The sequence below is a fragment of the Nocardia sp. MH4 genome, assembly GCF_019266065.1.
Taxonomy (GTDB): Bacteria; Actinomycetota; Actinomycetes; order Mycobacteriales; family Mycobacteriaceae; genus Nocardia; species Nocardia canadensis.
Window position 1 is genome coordinate 16,980 of the sequence record NZ_LPNR01000063.1, and the last position, 19,623, is coordinate 36,602.

Here is a 19,623-nt window from a genome sequence, read left to right on the forward strand (position 1 = left end):
CTGGCTCACGACCGTGGTGGCGGGTCGGCGACGGCCGTCGCCGAGGGATTGGTGACGTCGCGGATGATGCGCAGGCCGGTGACCAGGCCGTCGAGCTGGTCCGGGGTGAGCAGGCCGGTGAGCCAAGTCTCCAGCGCGTCGAGGTAGTCCGGGAGGACCGCTTCGAGGCGGCTGATGCCCGCCGGGGTCAGCGCCGCGTAGGCGCTGCGGCGGTCGGTGGGATCGAGCTGACGTTCGACCAGGCCCGCCTTGGCGAGCCGGTCGACCAGCCGGGTGACGCCGCTGGTGGACAGCTCGGTCTGGGTGGCCAGGTCCGACATCCGCAGCCGATGCTTCGGCGACCGGCTCAGCCGCATGAGGGCATTGAGGTCCAGGCCCGAGAGGCCGTGCGCGTGCCACGTGGGTTCGACCTTGGCGATCAACCCGCTGGTGGCCTCGAAGAGCAGGCCGGAGATGGTCAGGCGGGGGTCGTCGAACAGTTCGTGCATGAGACCACCCTAGCCGATGCTTGCCATGCGGATAGTTGACACGAGGAATACTTAGAGGTAGATCTATGCCTACGCAATATTCCTCGCAGCAACTAATGGAGTGGTCATGCAGCAGACGTGGGTCGCCGGATTCCGGTCGGGTGTCATCAGCCCGGACGAGCAGATCAAGCTCGCCGAATCGCGATCGTTCACCGACGAAACGGTGCGGCAGGTGCTGCGCTTGGCGGGCGGCGGTGACGCGGTGCGGGTGCGGCTGACCAACAGGTACGGGTCCGCGCCGCTGATGATCGGCGCCGCCCGCCTGGCCGTGCGCAAGGAAGGCTCGGCGATCACCACCGATGCCGAGGTCCGCTTCGACGGCGCGCCGATCGCGGTCATCGAGCCCGGCGCGGAGCTGGTGAGCGACCCGCTGGACCTGGCCGTCGCCGCCGGCGAGGACCTGCTGCTCAGCCTGTACCTCCCCGGCCCGACCGGCCTGGCAACGTTCTCCCACCAACCCGGTGAGATCGCCTACCTCGCGGCGGGCGATCGCACCGCCGACGCGGAACTGCCCGGCGCGCAGGAGCTTCCGTTCCGCTTCTTCGTCACCGGTGTCGACGTGCGCACCGGGGCGCGGCCCCCGATCGCGGTGGCGTTCGGCGATTCCTGGTTCGAGGGTGTCGGCACCACCCTCAGCGCCAACCGTCGTTCCGTCGACGTCATCAACTCACGTCTCACCCGGGGGTGGGTGGTGAACAACGGCATCGCCGGTAACCGCCTCACCGCCCGTGAGATCGGCGAATCCGGGCTGGCCCGCCTCGATGCCGATGCCCTCGCGGTTCCCGGCGTCACCGACATCCTGGTGAACTTCGGCATCAACGACCTGATCCTCGGCGCCATGGGCGGACAGCCCTCCGCCACCACCGAGGACCTGATCGCCGGTTTCACCGCACTCGCCGAGCGCGCGCACGCGGCCGGCCTGCGGATTCACGTCGCGACCATCGGCCCCTACGCCGGCTGCGTCTACCCGGGCATGCCACTGCTGGAAACCCAGCCGACCCGTCACGCGGTCAACGAATGGATCCGTGGCACCGACATCTTCGACTCGATCTTCGACGTCGACCAGGCGGTGGCCGACCCGCAGCGCCCGGACTTCATCCGCCCCGAGTTCGACAGCGGCGACGGCATGCACCTCAACGACGCGGGCGCCGCCGCCATGGCCCACACCCTCGACCTGACCGCACTGTTCACCGCGAGGTGACGGCGAAGGGGGCGCTGCACGGCGCGCCCCCTTCGGCCGGAGACGGGGTGGAACAGTCGCCGCGGCCGGGTCCTCACGGGGCGGTGAGCACTGTCTTCCCCGAGGCGTGCCCGCGCGCGAAGATCTCGATGGCGGACGCCGCGTCGGAGAGGGGGACACGGCGCTCGATCACCGGGCGCAGGGCACCGTCGGCGGCCAGTCCGGCCAGGTAGTCCAGGTCGGCGGCCGCGGGGCGCATGAGCAGCGCTTTCAGCGTCTGACCGACGAACAGGTCGGTGAGCACCACCTGGCCGAGCCAGCGGACCGGACCGAACCAGTCGTCGCCGGGTGCGGCGGCGGAGGAGATGAACACTCCCTCCGCCGTCAGCACTCGGCGACAGTCGCGCAGGCGGTGATTGCCCGCCAGATCGAAGAGCACGTCGTAGCGCTCGTCGGACTTCGTGAAATCCTCGGCGGTGTAGTCGATCACGACATCCGCGCCGATTCCGCGCACCATCTCGATGTGTCGGGTACTACACACCGCGGTCACGTGCGCGCCGAGCGCCTTCGCGATCTGCACCGCGAAGCTACCGACGCCGCCGGACGCGCCGTTGATCAGAACCCGGTGGCCCGGTCCGACGTCGCCGATGTCACGCAGGCCCTGTAGCGCGGTCATCCCCGAATCCGGTATCGCCGCGGCCTCTTCCATGCTCAGCGCGGCGGGCACCAGCGCGAAGGAACCAGCGTCGGCGCACACGAACCCGGCGAAGGCGCCGCTGGGCACCGCACCGAAAACCCGGTCGCCGAGCTGGAATTCGGTGACCGTGGCACCGACCGCGACCACCTCGCCCGCGAGATTCTGCCCGATCATCCGGCGCTTGGGCCCGCGCAGCCCGAACCCCAGCCGCAGCAGATACGGGGTCCCGGTGAGCAGATGCAGATCGCCGCTGCACAGCGAGGCCGCTCGCACCCGGACCACCACCTCCCGCTCCCCCGGGTCGGGGCGCGGCACGGTCTCGGTCCGCAACACCTCGCTCCCGCCGTAGCGAGGAGCCACCCACGCGGTCATCGAAGCCGTGTCCACACCGGTCATGACATCCCTCATCTCGCACTTACAGCGTAAGTCTGCTGCCCAGACGGTACGCTTACGCCGTAAGTAGGTCAAGGAATCAGTCAGGAGCCGCATGCCACGCACCCCGCTGACCAGGGAACGCGTCCTGCGCGCGGCGATCGATCTCGCCGATCGGGAGGGTCTGGACGCGCTGTCGATGCGCAAACTCGCCAAGGCAGTCGGCGTGGAGGCGATGTCGCTGTACAACCACGTCGCCAACAAGGACGACCTTCTCGACGGCATCATCGACTTGGTCGTCGCCGAGATCTACGTCCCCGGCGCGGACGGCGACTGGCGGACCGAGCTACGCCGCCGCGCCGTCTCCGCCCACGAGGTCCTGCTCCGCCACCGCTGGGCCACCGGCCTGCTCGGTTCCCGGGTGAACGTCGGGCCCGCCATGCTCCGCTACATCGACGCCACGCTCGCCTGCCTGATCACCGCGGGCTTCACCTACGAACAGGCCGACCGTGCCTGGAACGCGCTGGACAGCCACATCTACGGCTTCACCCTCCAGGCCATCAACTTCCCCCTCGACCCGTCGGAGTACGCCTCGGCGGCACAGCGATTCCTGCCCCTCATCCCCACCGAGACCCACCCGCACATGCACGCCCTGGCCGCCCTGGTCATCGACGGAACGCATTCCGGTACCGCGGATTTCACCTTCGGCCTCGATCTGCTCCTCGACGGCCTCGCTCGCCTGCTCCCCTAGTCAGCCCGCGACCAGATCCGCGCTCCGACGACTCTGGTCCTCGCGCCGACCGGTGACCTCCATGACCGCTTCCGCCACCGCCAGACAGGCGCCGAGTCGCGGCGGGAACCGCAATCCCGAATCCCGTTCCAGCAGCAGCCGCACCGCCGCCCACGGCAGATTCACATCGGCGAAAGCTGTATGGAACAGCCCGGCCGAGGGGCGCGGATTGGCCTCGAGCAGCACCGGTTCCCCACCGCGATAGCGCAATTGAACGTTGGTCAGATAGGCGAGCTCGAAATGCCGGACCAGCCTGCGCGCGATGTCGACCACCGCCGGGTCGTCCAGCAGAATACGGAAGCGACCCTGCTTGGCCCGCGGAATACCCACCAGCAGTTCACCTCCCGGAGCCGACAGACAGTCGATGCTGATCTCCGGATCGTCGAGGAACGGCATGACGAGCAGCGGGGGCACCGACTCCCCGTCCGCCGCCGCCCGACGCAATGCCCCGGCAACCGCTTCGACCGAGGCCACCGGCCGGGGCGCGACCCGCAGGCTCGCCATCGTCAGCGGACGGTCGTCCAGGATGCGGAAGCCGAAGGCCGAGTACTCACCGCTCGGCTTGATGCACAGCGTCTCCCCGTCCCGGGACAGTTCCTCGACGGCGGCGTAGAACTCGTCGGCATCGGTGGCCTCGCGCCACGGGGGCACGGGAATGCCCGCCGCGCCCGCGATCTCGTAGGTGCGGACCTTGCTGGTCAGCGCCCGCACCGCCGCCAGCGGCGAGCACATGAGACTGGTGCCGACCGCGGCGAAGTCCGCGGCCCGGCCCGCGAGCGCGTCGAGACGCCGGGGCGGGATGAGGACATCGATGCGATGGGTCCGGCAGAACTCGAGCGCGAACTGCGCGTACTCCTCGTTGCCGACATACCGAGGCTCGATCGCCGAGACATCGCACGCCGAGAGAGCGGCCGCACCCGGATCCACATTGCTGGCGTAGATGGTGACGTCCACACCGTCCGGGTTCTCCCGTAGCAACCGCATGACCTGAACGGTCGCCGCACCTGCACTGCTCAGCCAAATCCGAAGCGTTATGGCAACCGCTCCCTTCCTGTTTTTCCCGGTGAGAACCGGACCTTATCCCGGTTCCGCGTTCCGCACATTTCGGAACGCAAGACCGCAGGTCACACCCTGGATATCGCAGGCGCGTGAGGTCCGCGGCGGGTCGGACAGAGGGAAATGGTGCGGCTGCTCGCCTACCGGGGAAACGCGGTAGGCGAGCAGCCGGGCAGCGCTACTCGGCGACGATCACCGTGACTTCGCCGTCGGCCGCCTCGGTCGGGTCGCCGGAGGCGACGAACCAGTGGGTGACCTCGCCGTCGGCCAGGTCGTCGGCGACCGGGCCGTCGGGGAGGACCGACAGGGCGCCCGCCGTGACGGCGGCCAGGAATTCCTGGATGGCCGCCGGGCCGGAGGCGTGGGTGGTGAAGGTGGTGCACTCGTAGTCGATGCCGTGGGTCTCGCGCAGGGTGTCGGCGAGGGCGAGCGCGGCGCTCTGGGTGAGCGTCGACATCGCCTCGGCCGCGGGCAGCACGAAGGCCGGGTGGTCTTCGGACAGCGGGCGGACCCGGTCGGCGTAGGAGACCGGATGCGCCGCGGCGGCGGCGATCTCGGCGTCCACGTCGGGCAGGATCAGCCACTCGCCCGCGACACCGGCGACGGGGGCGTCGCTGATGCCGTAGGCCGCGCCGGTCGCGGCGATCTCGACACCGGACAGTTCGCCGGCGAACAGGACCGCGGCGCCCGCCTTCTGGATCGCCCAGGCGGCGAGCACGGAGTCCACGCTGCGCGGCAGCGAGATCGCGACGATGTCGCCGGGGCCCGCACCGCGCGCGATGAGCACGCGGGCCAGCTGCGAGGACTTGCGATCCAATGCGCTGTAGGCGATTTCGCTGTCGCCGCGGAGCAGGGCGGGGGCCTGCGGATCCGCCTCGACGACCTCGGCGAGCACCTTGGCCACCGTCTGCGCGCCGACACCCGTGGTGGCGACCGGAGCCGACACCGCCGCGGTCACCCCGGATTCGGCGAGCAACTGCGCGCGTTCGCCCGCGTCGAGGATGTCGATGTCGCCGACCAGGCCGGTCGGGTTGTCGAGCAGCTCGTCGAGCACCCGCAGCAGTCGGGCGGACAGGGTGCGGACCTCGTCCTCGGTGTAGGTGCTGCGCAGGTAGCGCATGGTGATCTCGATGGTGGCCTCGGCCATCACCACCAGCGTGAGCGGGTAGTGGGTGGCGTCGTCCAGGCCGACACCGGTGACCTGCATGCCGTCGATCGAGCTCGCCGCGGTGACTGCGTCCTTGTCCATCGGGTAGGACTCGAACACCAGCAGCGTGTCGAAGGCCGCGCCAGCGCCCGCCACCCGCTGGATGTCGGACAGACCGACGAAGTGGTGGCTGAGCAGGTCGGCCTGCTCGGCCTGGACCCGCTTGGTCAACTCCTCCGCGCTGATCCGGTCGTCGATCTGGATCCGCACCGGCAGGGTGTTGATGAACAGGCCGACCATCGACTCGACGCCGGGCAGTTCGGCCGGGCGGCCGGACACGGTCGCGCCGAACACCACGTCGTCGCGCCCGGTGAGGCGGCCGACGACGATGCCCCACGCGGTCTGCAGCAGCGTGTTCACGGTGACACCGAGTTCACCGGCGAACTTGCCGAGTGCCCTGGTGCGATCGGCGTCGATCTCGACGATGACCTTGCCGAGCTCGTAGCGTTCCTCGGTGCGCGGCGCGGGCGCCAGCTGGGTGGGGCCTTCGACCCCCGCCAGCGCCTCGGCCCAGACCTGCAACGACACTTCGCGATCCCAGCCCGAGAGGAAGGACAGGAAGTTGCGGTAGGAGGCCACGCGCGGCAGCGCGGTGAGGTCACCGTGCACCGCGTAGAGGACCAGCAGGTCGCGCATGAGCAGCGGCATGGACCAGCCGTCGATCAGGATGTGGTGCACCGTGATCGCCAGGTGGGACTTGCCCTCGTCGGTCTTGTAGAGGCCGAAGCGGATCAGCGGGGCCGTGGCCATGTCGAACTGGTCGGCGCGGTCGGCGACCAGCAGCTGCTGCATGCGCGGCAGCCGCTCGTCGGCGGGCAGGTCGGTCAGGTCGACCTCGCGCCACGGCACCTCGAGCTCCGACATCACGACCTGCACCGGCTGCCCGGCCGAGTCGGTGACGAAGGCGGTCCGCAGGTTCGGGTACCGGTCGAGCACGGCCTGGGCCGCGCGCCGCAGCCGCTCGGTGTCGAGCGTGCCGGTCAGGTCGAGGACGGCCTGCACCGTGTACACGTCGACGGTCGCCGAGCTGAGCATGGCGTGGAACATCAGGCCCGCCTGTAGCGGCGAGAGCGGCCAGATCTCCGACAGCGCCGGGTAGTGGCCTTCCCACAGCTCGATATCGGACTGCTCCACCCGCACCAGCGGCATATCGGACGGGGTGAAACCGCCCGCGTCCACCCGCTGTGCGTGGGTGGCCAGCGCGGTGAGCGCGGCCACGAACAGATCCGCGAACTCCTGGGCCTGGTCGACGGTCAGCAGCCCGGTCGGGAACGCGATGTTCGCGCCCAGCTGCGGGCCCTCGTCGCCGTCGTTGACGATGGCGTTGATGTCCAGCGTCGCGTTGGCGGGCATGTCCAGGTCCATCTCGGCGTCGAGCTGGCCCAGGTCGGCCACCGGCACCCAGCCGAGTTCGGCGAGTTCGGCGGGGATCTCGCCCGCCGTCGCGCGACCGAGGTAGTTGAAGCTGATCTGGCCGACGGACGGCAGATCAGCACCTTCACCGGTCAGGTACTTGAGCATGCCGTAGCCGATGCCCTTGTCGGGCACGGCCAGCATCTGCTCCTTGACCGACTTGATCACGGCACCGAGCGCGGCGCCGCCGGCGAAGGCGTCGTCGAGGTCGGCACCGGCCAGGTCGAGGCGGACCGGGAAGGCGGTGGTGAACCAGCCGACAGTGCGCGACAGGTCGGCACCGGCGACGATCTCCTCCTGGCGGCCGTGGCCCTCCAGCTTGATCAGCGCCGCGGTACCGGATTCGTCACCGCGCCACCGCGAGACGGCCAGGGCCAGCGCGGTGAGCAGACCGTCGTTGACCCCACCGTGGTACAGGCCGGGGATGGCCGTGAGCACCGCGTCGGTGACCTCCGGCGACAGGGTGACCTGCACCCGGTCGACGGTGGCGAAGGTATCGACCCGCGGGTCGAACGCCCGTGCGCCCAGCTGCGGATCGGCGGTGGCCGAGACCTCGCGCCAGAACGGCAGTTCCGCGCGGCGCTCGGTCGACTGCTCGACCAGGCTGTGCGCCCAGCGCCGCATCGAGGTGCCGTTGGCGGGCAGCGTCACCGGCTGACCGGCCGCGATCTGGCCCCAGGCCATGCCGAGGTCCGGGATCAGGATGCGCCAGGAGACGCCGTCGATCACGAAGTGGTGGCCGACGATGAGCAGCGCGTCGCGACGGCGCGGGCCGTCGGCGTTCTCACCGAAGGCGAACCAGACGAACTGCACCATGGCGGCGTTCGCCGGATCGAGTCGGCCCATGGCCTCGTCGTATTCGACGCTGGCCAGCTTGGACAGCTGCTCGTCGGTGACCTCGCCGGCCACCTCGACGCGCCGCACCAGCGCGGTCACGTCGACCTCGCCGGGCGCCAATGCCTCGAAGACCCAGCCGTTCTCGGCAGCGGTGTCGGATTGCTCCGCTCCCGAGTGCCCTGCGTGGTGACGCCCCGCTGCCCCCTCCGGGCCCGCCGGTCGCTCCGCGCGGGCGACCCGCGAACGCAGCACATCGTGGTGGTCGAAGACCGCGCCGATGGTGGCGTGCAGGACTTCCTCGGTGATGTTCTCCGGCAGGCGCAGCACCATCGACTGGGAGAACCGGTCGTAGGTGGAGCCGCTGCTCAGGATCTGGCGCATGATCGGCAGCATCGGGATGTCACCGACACCGCCGCCCGGCAGTTCCTCGAGCACGATCTGCTCGGAATCGCCCGCGAGCACGGCGATCTCGGCCAGGCCGGCCACGCTGCGCTTCTCGAACACGTCGCGCGGCTTGAACAGCACGCCGCGATCCTTGGCGCGGGAGACCAGCTGGATGGACAGGATCGAGTCACCGCCGAGGGCGAAGAACGAATCGTCCAGGCCGACGGCGTCGACGCCGAGCACCTCGGCGAAGACGGTGGCGATGATCGCCTCGACTTCGCTGGTGGGCGTGCGGAACTCGCGCGGAGCGAGGACCGGCTCGGGCAGGGCGCGACGATCCAGCTTGCCCGCGGGGGTCAGCGGGATCTCGTCGAGCACCATCACGGCGGCGGGCACCATGTGCGCGGGCAGCTGCTGTGCCGCGTACTCGACCAGCGCGGCCGGGTCGGCGGCCGCACCGGGGGTCGCCCGCACGTAGGACACCAGGATGGTGGCGCCCGCGTCGGTGGTGCGGCCGATGGTGGCGGCGAACTCGACGTCGTCGTGCGCGGTCAGGACCGCGTCGATCTCGCCCAGTTCGATACGGAAGCCACGGATCTTCACCTGGAAGTCGTTGCGGCCCACGTACTCCACGACGGACCGGCCGTTGACGGTGCGCCAGGCGACGACGTCACCGGTGCGGTACAGGCGCTCGCCGTCGGACCCGGCGTACGGGCTGGCCACGAAGCGCTCGGCGGTGAGGCCGGGGCGCGCGTGGTAGCCGCGAGCCAGGGCGACGCCGCCCAGGTACAGCTCACCGGCCACGCCCTCCGGGACCGGGCGCAGGCGGTTGTCGAGCACGAACACCGTCGCGCCCGCGATCGGCCCACCGATGTTCATGGTGTCGCCGGGCAGCAGCGGGTCGGACAGGTTGGTCGCGATGGTCGCCTCGGTCGGGCCGTAGGCGTTGTAGAACCGGTGGTGCGCCGGGTCGGTGCCCGCGCTGTGCCAGTTCGCCACCAGGTCGACGGGGGCCTTGTCGCCACCGACGATCAGCGCTTCCAGTCCGGCCAGTGCCGCGGGTTCCATCGACGCCGCGACCAGCGGGGTGAGGAACACGTGGGTCAGCTGCTGGCCCACGATGATCTCGGCCAGTTCCTCGCCGCCGACCACGCCGACCGGCGTGATGACCAGCGTGCCCGCCGAGCCGACCGCGAGCAGGAACTCGAGGATCGACGCGTCGAACGACGGCGACGCGAACGCCAGGGTGCGCGCCTCGGAGCCGAGCCCGAACTGCGCCACCTGGGCGGCGGCGAAGTTGGCCACACCGGTGTGGCTGACCACGACGCCCTTGGGCAGGCCGGTCGAGCCGGAGGTGTAGATCATGTAGGCCGTGTTGCCGGAACGAACGGCGCCCCGACGGTCCGCGTCGGTGATCGGCGCGGCGGACTGCCTGCCGGCCTCGGCCCGCAGCACCGCGTCGTCGAGGACCAGCCACTCGTCCAGCGCGGGCGCGGGCAGATGGTCGACCTCGGCCGACACGGTGATGCCCAGTGCCGCACCGGAGTCCGACATCATGTGCGCGATGCGCTCGGCCGGGTATTTCGGGTCGACCGGCAGGAACGCGGCACCCGACTTGATCACGGCCCAGATGGCCAGGGTCGTGTCCAGCGAACGCTGCATAGCGATGGCGACGACCGTCTCCGGTGCCGCGCCCCGGGCGATGAGCACCCGGGCCAGGCGCGAGGACGCCGCGTCGAGCTCGGCGTAGGTCAGCGCGGACCCCGCCGTCCCGGCCAGCGCGTCCTCGTCGCCGGAGCTGCCCATGGCGAGCGCGCGGGCGAACCCGGCATCGACCGGCTCGCCGGGCGCGACGATCGCCTGCCCGTCCGGGTTGGTCGCGACGGCCTGGGCCAGCAGCTCGGGCAGGGTGCTCGTCGACGCGGCGGGACCGCCGGTGCGGGTGAGCAGTTCGGTCCGCTCGACCGCGTCGAGGAGTTCGAGATCGCCGACCGGGGTGGTGGTGTCGGCGACGACCTCGGCGAGCAGGCGCTGGAAGCGCTGCGCGAACTTCTCGACCGTGGACTGGTCGAACAGATCGCTGGCGTAGGAGAACTCGGCGTAGGCGCCGGCCGCGCCGGTGTCGCCTGCCTGCGCCTCACGCACGGTGAGCAGCAGGTCGAACTTGGCGGTGTCGACGTCGAAGTCGACGGCCGAGACCGACAGGCCGGGCAGCTCGAAGCCGGCGTCGGGCAGGTTCTCGAACGACAGCGCCACCTGGAACAGCGGGTGCCGCGCGGTGGAGCGCTCGGGGTTGAGCAGTTCCACCAGGCGCTCGAACGGGATGTCGGCGTGCGCGAACGCGGCCAGATCGGCTTCCTTGGCCTGGGCCAGCAGCTCGGCGAAACCGAGCTGGCCGCCGACCTGCGTGCGCAGGGCCAGGGTGTTGACGAACATGCCGATGACGTCGTCGAGTTCGGCCTCACCACGACCGGCGATCGGCGTACCGATGACGATGTCCTCGGTGCCCGACATGCGCGCCAGGAACACCGCCAGCGCGGTGTGCACGACCATGAACAGCGTCGCGTTCTGCTCGCGGGCGATGGCCGAGAGTCCGGCGTGGATCTCGGTGTCGATCGGGAACAGCACCCGGCCACCGGCGAAGGACTGCGTGCTCGGACGCGGCCGGTCCAGCGGCAGGTTCAGCTCGTCGGGGACGCCGGCGAGGGCGCGCTTCCAGTAGTCGGCCTGCTGGGAGATCAGGCTCGTCGCGTCGGCTTCGGAGCCGAGCACCTCCCGCTGCCAGACACTGAAGTCGGCGTACTGCACCGGCAGCGGCGCCCAGCCCGGGCGTTCGCCGGTGGCGCGGGCGGCGTAGGCCACCATGACGTCGCGGGTCAGCGGGCCCATGGACCAGCCGTCGGCGCTGATGTGGTGGGCGACGAAGACAAGGATGAACTCGTCATCGGCGACCTGCATCAGCTCGGCGCGCAACGGAACTTCGTCGAGCACGTCGAAGCCGGCGGAGATCAGCGCGGCGATCTTGTCGCGAACCTGTTCGGGTGCAACGGTTTCCGGCGTCAGATCCGGGACATTGCCCTCGACCGGCAGGATCACCTGGTGCGGGGTGCCGTCGGTCGACGGGTACACCGTGCGCAGGGTCTCGTGCCTGGCCAGCACGTCGGCGACCGCGAGCTGCAGCGCCTCGACATCCAGCGATCCCGTCAGGCGGACGGCGACCGGGATGTTGTTCACCGCGGAGCTGGTGTCGAACTGGTTCAGGAACCACATGCGCTGCTGCGCGAGCGACAGCGGCACCTGCGCCGGACGCGGTCCGGCGACCAGCGCGCGTCGCCCACCGGCGCCCGCGCCCTGCTCCACCTTCACCGCGAGACCGGCGACAGTCGACGCCTCGAACAGCAGGCGCACGGGCACCCGGCTGTCCAGGGCGGCGCCGAGGCGGGCCGCCACCTGGGTGGCCAGCAGCGAGTTGCCGCCGAGGGCGAAGAAGTCGTCGTCGGCGCCGACGCGATCGACGCCGAGCACGTCCGCGAACACGCCGGCCACGATCTCCTCGATCGGGGTGGACGGCGCGCGGAACGCCTGGGCCTCGAACTCCGGCTCCGGCAGCGCCTTGCGGTCGAGCTTGCCGTTGACGTTGAGCGGCAGCGCGTCCATGACCACGAACGCGGCGGGCACCATGTACGACGGCAGCCCGGCGGCCAGCGTCGACTTCACCTGTGCCACATCGATATCCGTACCCACCAGGTACGCCACCAGGCGATCACCGGTGCGGGGGTCGGACTTGGCGATGACGGCGGCCTGGGCGATCTCGGGCAGCGCCAGCAGCGCGGCCTCGATCTCGCCGAGCTCGATACGGAAGCCGCGGATCTTCACCTGGAAGTCGGTGCGGCCGCGGTAGTCGAGCTCGCCGTTGTGCCAGGCCACCAGGTCACCGGTGCGGTACATGCGGGTACCGGGGGTGAACGGGTTGGCCACGAAGCGGTCGGCGGTCAGGTCCGGGCGGCCGAAGTAGCCGCGGGCCAGCTGCGCGCCCGCGAGGTACAGCTCACCCGCGACGCCGTCCGGCACCGGGCGCAGCCGCGCGTCGAGCACGTACACCTGGCTGTTCCACTCGGGCCCACCGATGGAGACCGAGCCCTGATCGGCGGCGTTCACCCGATGCGAGGTGATCGAGACCGCGGCCTCGGTGGGGCCGTACAGGTTGAACAGCTCGGTGCGCGGGAACGCGGTGCGGAACCGCTGCGCGAGCGAACCCGGCAGCGCCTCACCGATGGCGAGCACCCGCCACAGCGAATCGGGCATACCCGAAGCAAGCAGCGCGTCGAGCATCGACGGCACCACGTGCAGGGTGGTGACCCACTCGCGCGACATCAGCTCGTTCAGGTACGCCGGATCGCGGTGGCCGTCGGCCGAGGCGATCACCAGGCGACCACCGCAGACGGCGGCCGACCAGAACTCCCAGACCGAGAGGTCGAAGGTGGCGGCGGTCTTGAGCAGCACCGCGTCGGCGGCGTCCATGCCGAACTCGATCAGCTTCCACTGGAGCTGGTTGGCGATGGCGCCGTGCGGCACCGCGACACCCTTCGGGCGACCGGTCGAGCCGGACGTGAAGATCACATACGCGGTGTGCTCCGGCCGCAGTGGTGCGATGCGCTCGGCGTCGGAAACCGGTGCGGCGCCGACCTCGTCGAGTTCGAGCTCGTCGATCCGCACCAGCGGCGCGACCGCGGTGTCGAACTCGGCCTCGGCGTTGGTCAGCACGCAGACCGGTGCCGCCGTCTCGAGGATGTAGTTCGTGCGCTCGGCCGCCTGATCGGGGTCGACCGGCACGTACGCGCCACCGGACTTGGCGACGGCGTACATGGCGACGATCAGATCCACCGAGCGGCGCAGCGCCAGCGCGACGCGGGCCTCGGGACCGACGCCGAGCGAGATCAGATGCCGCGCCAGGCGGTTCACCTTCGCGTCGAGTTCGGCGTAGGTCAGCTGGGCGCCGTCGTCGGTGACCAGGGCGGTCGACTTCGGATCGGCGGCCACCGACGCGTCGAGCAGCGAGACCAGGGTGGCCTCGGTGTCGACCCGGTAGGCGGTCGCGTTGCGGGCGTCCAGGATCTGGGCGCGTTCGGCCGGTGCGAGCAGTTCGATGTCGCCGACCGTGGTGCGCGGAGTGGCGACGATCGCGCCGAGCAGGCGAACGAACCGCTCGACGAAGCCCTCGACCGTGGCGTGATCGAACAGATCGGTGGCGTAGGTGAAGATGCCCGAAATACCCTCGGGCTCACCGGCGTCGCCGTAACGGTCGGTGGCGATCAGGTGCAGGTCGAACTGCGACAGCTGGGAGTCGATGTCCAGGCCGGACACCGTCAGGCCCGGCAGTTCCAGGGTGGCGCGGGTCAGGTTCTGGAACGACAGACCGACCTGGAACAGCGGGTGGCGCGCGGTGGAGCGGACCGGGTTGAGGACCTCGACCAGACGCTCGAACGGCACATCGGCATTGGCGAACGCCGCGATGTCGTCCTCACGCTGGCGAGCCAGCAACTCGGTGAACGCCTCGCCGCCGTCCACCTTGGTGCGGAAGACCAGGGTGTTGACGAACATGCCGATCATGTCGTCGAGGGCGGCCTCGCCACGACCGGCCATCGGGGTGCCGATGGCGATGTCGTCGGTGCCGGACAGACGAGCCAGCAGCACCGCGAGGGCGGTGTGCACGACCATGAACAGCGTCGCGCCCTCGGCGCGGGCCAGCTCGACCAGCGCGCGGTGGGTGTCGGCGTCGATCTGGACGTCGACCTTGCTGCCGGCGAAGGTCTGCACCGCCGGTCGCGGACGGTCGGCGGGCAGGTCGAGCTGATCGGGCAGGTCCGCGAGGGCCTGCTTCCAGTGCGCGACCTGCTTGGCCGCCATCGAGTCCGGATCGTCCTCGCTGCCGAGCAGTTCACGCTGCCAGATGCTGTAGTCCGCGTACTGCACGGCCAGTGGTGCCCAGCCGGGCTCCTGACCGGTGGAGCGGGCCGCGTAGGCAGTCATCAGGTCGCGGGTCAGCGGGGCGACCGAGGAGCCGTCACCGGAGATGTGGTGCACGACCATGGCGAGCACGAAGTCGCCGGAGACGGTGCGGGCGGGCCCGAAGACCGCGCCCGGCGCGGCCGGTTCCGCGTCGGTGCTCTCGGCGCGGAACAGCGCGACCTTCAGCGGCACCTCGACGGTGACGTCGAAGATGGTCGACATCAGTTCCGCGACGGCCGATTCCATCTCGTCGGCCGCCACGGTGCGCTCGATCAGCTCCGGCGCGGCCTGTGCGGGCGACAGGATCACCTGTGCCGCACCGGCTTCGGTCTGCGGGTAAACCGTGCGCAGGATCTCGTGGCGCGACACCAGGTCGGTGATCGCGGCGCGCAGCGCGGCCACGTCGAGGTCGCCGGTGAGGCGGACCGCGACCGGCACGTTGTAGGCCGCCGACTGGGTGTCGAAGCGGTTGAGGAACCACATGCGCTGCTGGGCCAGCGAGAGCGGGATGTGCTCGGGGCGCGGACCGGCGGTGAGCGCCTTGCGATCACCCGTCTCGGCGTGCTGCTCGATCCGCTGCGCCAGCGCCGACACCGTGGACGCCTCGAACAGCAGGCGCACGGGGATACGGGTGTCGAGTGCTTCGCCCAGGCGCGCGGCGACCTGCGTCGCCAGCAGCGAGTTACCGCCCCAGGCGAAGAAGTCGTCGTCGAGGCCGAAGCGCTTGACTGTGCCGGATTCAGCCGTGCCCGAGTGCCCTGCGTGGTCACGCTTCGCTACCGCGTCCTGGCCCGCCGGTCGCGGCTGGTCGCCCAGGCGCAGGACCTCGGCGAAGGTGGCGGCCACGAGCTGCTCGCTCGGGCTGACCGGCGCGCGGAACACGGCCTTCTCGACCTCGGGCTCCGGCAGGGCCTTGCGGTCCAGCTTGCCGTTGGCGTTCAGCGGCAGCGCGTCCAGGCGCAGGAACACGGTCGGGACCATGTACGAGGGCAGCTCGGCGGCCAGCGCGGTGCGCAGGGCCAGCTTGTCGAACTCCCCACCGGCCACGACATAGGCCACCAGGCGGTCGCCGACGACCGGATCGGTGTGGGCGAGCACCGCGGCCGAGGTGATGCCGTCCTGGCGCAGCAGCGCGGCCTCGATCTCGCCGAGCTCGATGCGGAAGCCGCGGATCTTCACCTGGAAGTCGGTGCGGCCCCGGTAGTCCAGTTCGCCGTCGGCGTTCCAGGCCACCAGGTCACCGGTGCGGTACATGCGCTCGCCGAGCGCGGAGAACGGATCGGCGACGAAACGGTCGGCGGTCAGGTCCGCGCGGCCGTAGTAGCCGCGGGCCAGCTGCGCACCGGCGAGGTAGAGCTCGCCGGAGACACCCACCGGGACCGGCCGCAGGCGGGAATCCAGCACGTAGACCCGGCTGTTCCACTCCGGCGCGCCGATCGACACCGACACCTGGTCGGCGTCGGTCACCGCGTGGCTGGTGATCGAGACCGCGGCCTCGGTCGGGCCGTACAGGTTGAACAGCTCGGCGGCGTTGGCGGTGCGGAAGCGCTGCGCGGTGGACGCGGGCAGCGCCTCACCGATCGCCAGCACCCGGCGCAGCGTGCGCGGCAGCGCCGCACCGGATTCGGTGAGGAGCGCGTCGAGCATCGACGGCACCACATGCAGCGTGGTGACGGCGGTGGCCCGCATCAGGTCGTTGAGGTAGGCCGGGTCACGGTGACCGTCGGCGGTGGCGACCACCAGGCGGCCACCGGCGACGGCGGCGGTCCAGAACTCCCACACCGAGAGGTCGAAGGTCGCGGCCGTCTTCAGCAGGATCGCGTCGTCGGCGCCGATACCGAATTCGGCTGTCTCCCACAGCAGCTGGTTGACGATCGCGCCGTGCGAGACCGCCACACCCTTGGGCTTGCCGGTCGAGCCGGAGGTGAAGATCACGTACGCGGTGTTCGCGGGCACCAGGGCGCCACGGCGCTCGGTGATCGCGGCCGCGCTGACAGTGCTCAGATCGAGCTCGTCGAGGACGAGCACGTCGGCCGCCGCCGTGCTGAATTCGGCGTTCGCCGTGGTCAGCACGATCGCGGGCGCGGCCGTCTCGAGGATGTAATCGGTGCGCTCGGCGGGCTGATCGGGGTCGATCGGCACGTAGGCGGCACCGGTACGGGCCACCGCGTACATCGCGATGATCAGCTCCGCGGAACGGCGGATGGCCAGCGCCACCCGGTCCTCGGTGCCGATACCCAGCGAGATCAGGTGCCGGGCAAGGCGGTTGACCTCGGCGTCGAGTTCGGCATAGGTCAGCTCGCGACGTCCACCGGCGACGCGGGTGCCCGCCACGCCGGCGGCGCCCGCTGCGGAGCCGGCGCCCTCGGCGCTCACGTCGGACTCCGGCTCGTCCACGACCAGCGCGACGGCGTCCGGCGTCGCCGCCACGGTCGCGTCGAGCAACGACACCAGGGTGGCGTCGGTGTCGATCGCGTGCGCGGTGTCGTTCCACGCGGTGACGATCTGCGCGGCTTCCTGCTCGGTGAGCAGGTCGATGTCGCCGACCGGCACGGACGCGTCGGCGGCGACGGCGTCGAGCACCAGCACGAAGCGGTCGGCGAAGCTCTGGACCGTGGCCTCGTCGAACAGGTCGATGGCGTAACCGAATTCGGTGACCAGCTGGGCGGGTGCGCCGTCGTCGGTGTAGCGGTCGTAGAGGGTGACGTGCAGGTCGGTCTTGGCCAGCTGCGAGTCGTAGTCGACGGCGCTGACGGTCAGGCCGGGCAGTTCGAAGGTGGTGTCGGCCAGGTTCTGGAACGACAGGCCCACCTGGAACAGCGGGTTGCGCGCGGTCGAGCGCACCGGGTTGAGCACCTCGACCAGGCGCTCGAACGGCACGTCGGCGTTGGCGAAGGCCTCCAGATCGCGTTCGCGCACGTCGGCGAGGAGCTCGGCGAAGGTAGCGCCGGGGTCGACGGCCGTGCGGAACACCAGGGTGTTGACGAACATGCCGATCAGGTCGTCGAGTTCGCGCTCACCACGGCCCGCGATCGGGGTGCCGACGGCGATGTCGTCGGTGCCCGACAGTCGCGCGAGCAGTACCGCGAGGGCGGCGTGCACGACCATGAACAGCGAGGCGTTGTTAGCCCTGGCCAGCTCGTGCAGCGCGGCGTGGCGCACGGGGTCGATCTCGAAGCGGATCGCCTTGCCCTGGAACGACTGCGCGGGCGGGCGCGGCCGGTCGGCGGGCAGCTCGAGCTGGTCGGGCAGGTCGGCCAGGGCCTTGCTCCAGTACGCGACCTGCTTGGCGGCCAGCGATTCCGGGTCGGTCTCGTCGCCGAGGACCTCGCGCTGCCACAGCGCGTAGTCGGCGTACTGCACCGGCAGCGGCGCCCACTGCGGGGCCTCGCCCTGCACGCGCGCCACGTAGGCGGCCATGATGTCGCGGGCCAGCGGGCCCATCGACGAGCCGTCGGCGGAGACGTGGTGCACGGTGAACGCGAGCACGTGGTCGGTCTCGTTGAGCCGGAACAGCGCGACCTTGAGCGGCACCTCTTCGGTGACGTCGAAGGTGGTCATCGCGAATTCGATGACGGTGCCGAGCAGATCGGCTTCGTCGACCTCGATGTGGTGGACGACGGCGCGGCTCTGCGCGATCGGCAGGATCACCTGGTGCGGGCCGTCGGCCGAGCGCGGGTAGGTGGTGCGCAGCATCTCGTGCCGGGCGAACACGTCGCCGATGGCCTGCTCGAGCGCGGGCACGTCAAGCTCGCCGGTGAGGCGCACGGCCAGCGGGATGTTGTCCACGGCCGAGGTCGAGGTATCGAACTGGTTGAGGAACCAGTAGCGCTGCTGGGCGGGCGAGAGCGGGATGATCGCGGGCCGCTCCCCCGCCGTCAGGCGCGGGCGGGTCCGGCCGGAGCCGGCGTTGTGCTCGGCGCGGGCCGCGAGCGCGGACACCGTGGACGCCTCGAACAGGTCGCGCACCGAGAGCTGGGTGTCCAGGGCCGCGCCGATGCGGGCGGTGACCTGGGTGGCCAGCAGCGAGTTGCCGCCGAGTTCGAAGAAGTCGTCGTCGGCGCCGACCCGCGTCACCCCGAGCACGTCGCCGAAGGTGCCTGCCACGATCTCCTCGATCGGGGTCGAGGGCGCGCGGAACACCTTGGCCTCGAACACCGGCGCGGGCAGCGCCTTGCGGTCGAGCTTGCCGGAAGCGTTGAGCGGGAAGGCCTCCAGGATCACGAACGCGGTGGGCACCATGTACGTCGGCAGCGCGCCGCCGAGCTCGGTGCGCACGGCATCGAGATCGATGCTCGCACCTTCCGCGGCGTGACCGCTGGGCCCGGAGGCGGTAGCGGAGCGTGACCCCGCAGGGTCAAGGGAACGCCGCCGATCCGACACAGCCGGAATCAGATACCCGACCAGCTGGTCGCCCAGACGATCGTCGGAGCGCACGACCACGACCGACTGCGCGATCGACGGCAGCGCGGTGAGCGCCGACTCGATCTCACCCAGCTCGATGCGCAGACCACGCAGCTTCACCTGGAAGTCGGTGCGGCCCAGGTACTCCAGCTCGCCGTGCTCGGTCCAGGCGACGAGGTCGCCGGTGCGGTACATGCGAGCGCCGTCGGCACCGAACGGGTCGGCGACGAAGCGGTCGGCGGTCAGGTCCGGACGCGCGACATAGCCGCGCGCCAGCTGGACACCGGCCAGATACAGCTCACCGGGGACGCCGACCGGCACCGGGTGCAGGCGCGAATCCAGCACGTAGACCTGGGTGTTGAAGACCGGGGCGCCGATCGGCACCGAGGTGGTGTCGGCGTCGGTGACCTCGTGGAAGGTGACGTCGACCGCGGCCTCGGTGGGGCCGTACAGGTTGTGCAGGGCCGCACCGGTGAGCGCGCGCAGCCGCTGGGCGGTCGGCGCGGGCAGCGCCTCACCCGAGGCGAAGACCAAGCGCAGGCTGCTCGCGGCGGCGGAGCCGTCGGCGAGCGCCACGGCGGCGGACTCGGCCAGCTCGGCCACGAACACCGACATCATCGACGGCACGAAGTGCGCGGTGGTGACGCCCTCGGCAGCGATGATCTCGGCCAGGTACGCCGGATCACGATGACCATCCGGCTTCGCGACGACCAAACGCGCACCGATCTGCAAGGGCCAGAAGAACTC

Annotated in this window: 6 protein-coding genes; 2 read left to right on the top strand and 4 right to left on the bottom strand. The window is 70.7% G+C overall.

Annotated features, from left to right (window positions below):
* Positions 1-5: 5 nt before the first annotated feature.
* Positions 6-488: a MarR family winged helix-turn-helix transcriptional regulator gene (locus ATM97_RS05080; protein ID WP_218716771.1), complete on the bottom strand. Its 483-nt coding sequence runs from the start codon at positions 486-488 to the stop codon at positions 6-8.
* A gap of 106 nt (positions 489-594) precedes the next feature.
* On the opposite strand from ATM97_RS05080, the gene ATM97_RS05085 reads away from it, so the two are divergent.
* Entirely contained in the window at positions 595-1,728 is a 1,134-nt protein-coding gene (locus tag ATM97_RS05085; RefSeq protein WP_218716772.1) for a GDSL-type esterase/lipase family protein, read from the top strand.
* Positions 1,729-1,801: 73 nt separating this feature from the next.
* On the opposite strand, the gene ATM97_RS05090 is transcribed toward ATM97_RS05085, so the two are convergent.
* The gene (locus ATM97_RS05090; RefSeq protein WP_255587082.1) at positions 1,802-2,800 is read right to left on the bottom strand and encodes an NAD(P)-dependent alcohol dehydrogenase; all 999 of its coding nucleotides are present in this window, start codon (positions 2,798-2,800) and stop codon (positions 1,802-1,804) included.
* 91 nt (positions 2,801-2,891) lie between these two features.
* Here ATM97_RS05090 and ATM97_RS05095 point away from each other — a divergent pair, with 91 nt between their 5' ends.
* Positions 2,892-3,527 carry a TetR/AcrR family transcriptional regulator C-terminal domain-containing protein gene (locus ATM97_RS05095; RefSeq protein ID WP_218716773.1) on the top strand — a complete coding sequence of 212 codons (636 nt, stop codon included), beginning with the start codon at positions 2,892-2,894 and terminating at the stop codon, positions 3,525-3,527.
* Here the strand turns inward: ATM97_RS05095 and ATM97_RS05100 are convergent, their stop codons facing one another.
* Positions 3,528-4,550 carry an ATP-grasp domain-containing protein gene (locus tag ATM97_RS05100; protein WP_218716774.1) on the bottom strand — a complete coding sequence of 341 codons (1,023 nt, stop codon included), beginning with the start codon at positions 4,548-4,550 and terminating at the stop codon, positions 3,528-3,530.
* Between the two features lie 250 nt (positions 4,551-4,800).
* Positions 4,801-19,623: non-ribosomal peptide synthetase (locus ATM97_RS05105; RefSeq protein WP_218716775.1), on the bottom strand; the 14,823-nt coding region annotated here is incomplete at its 5' end.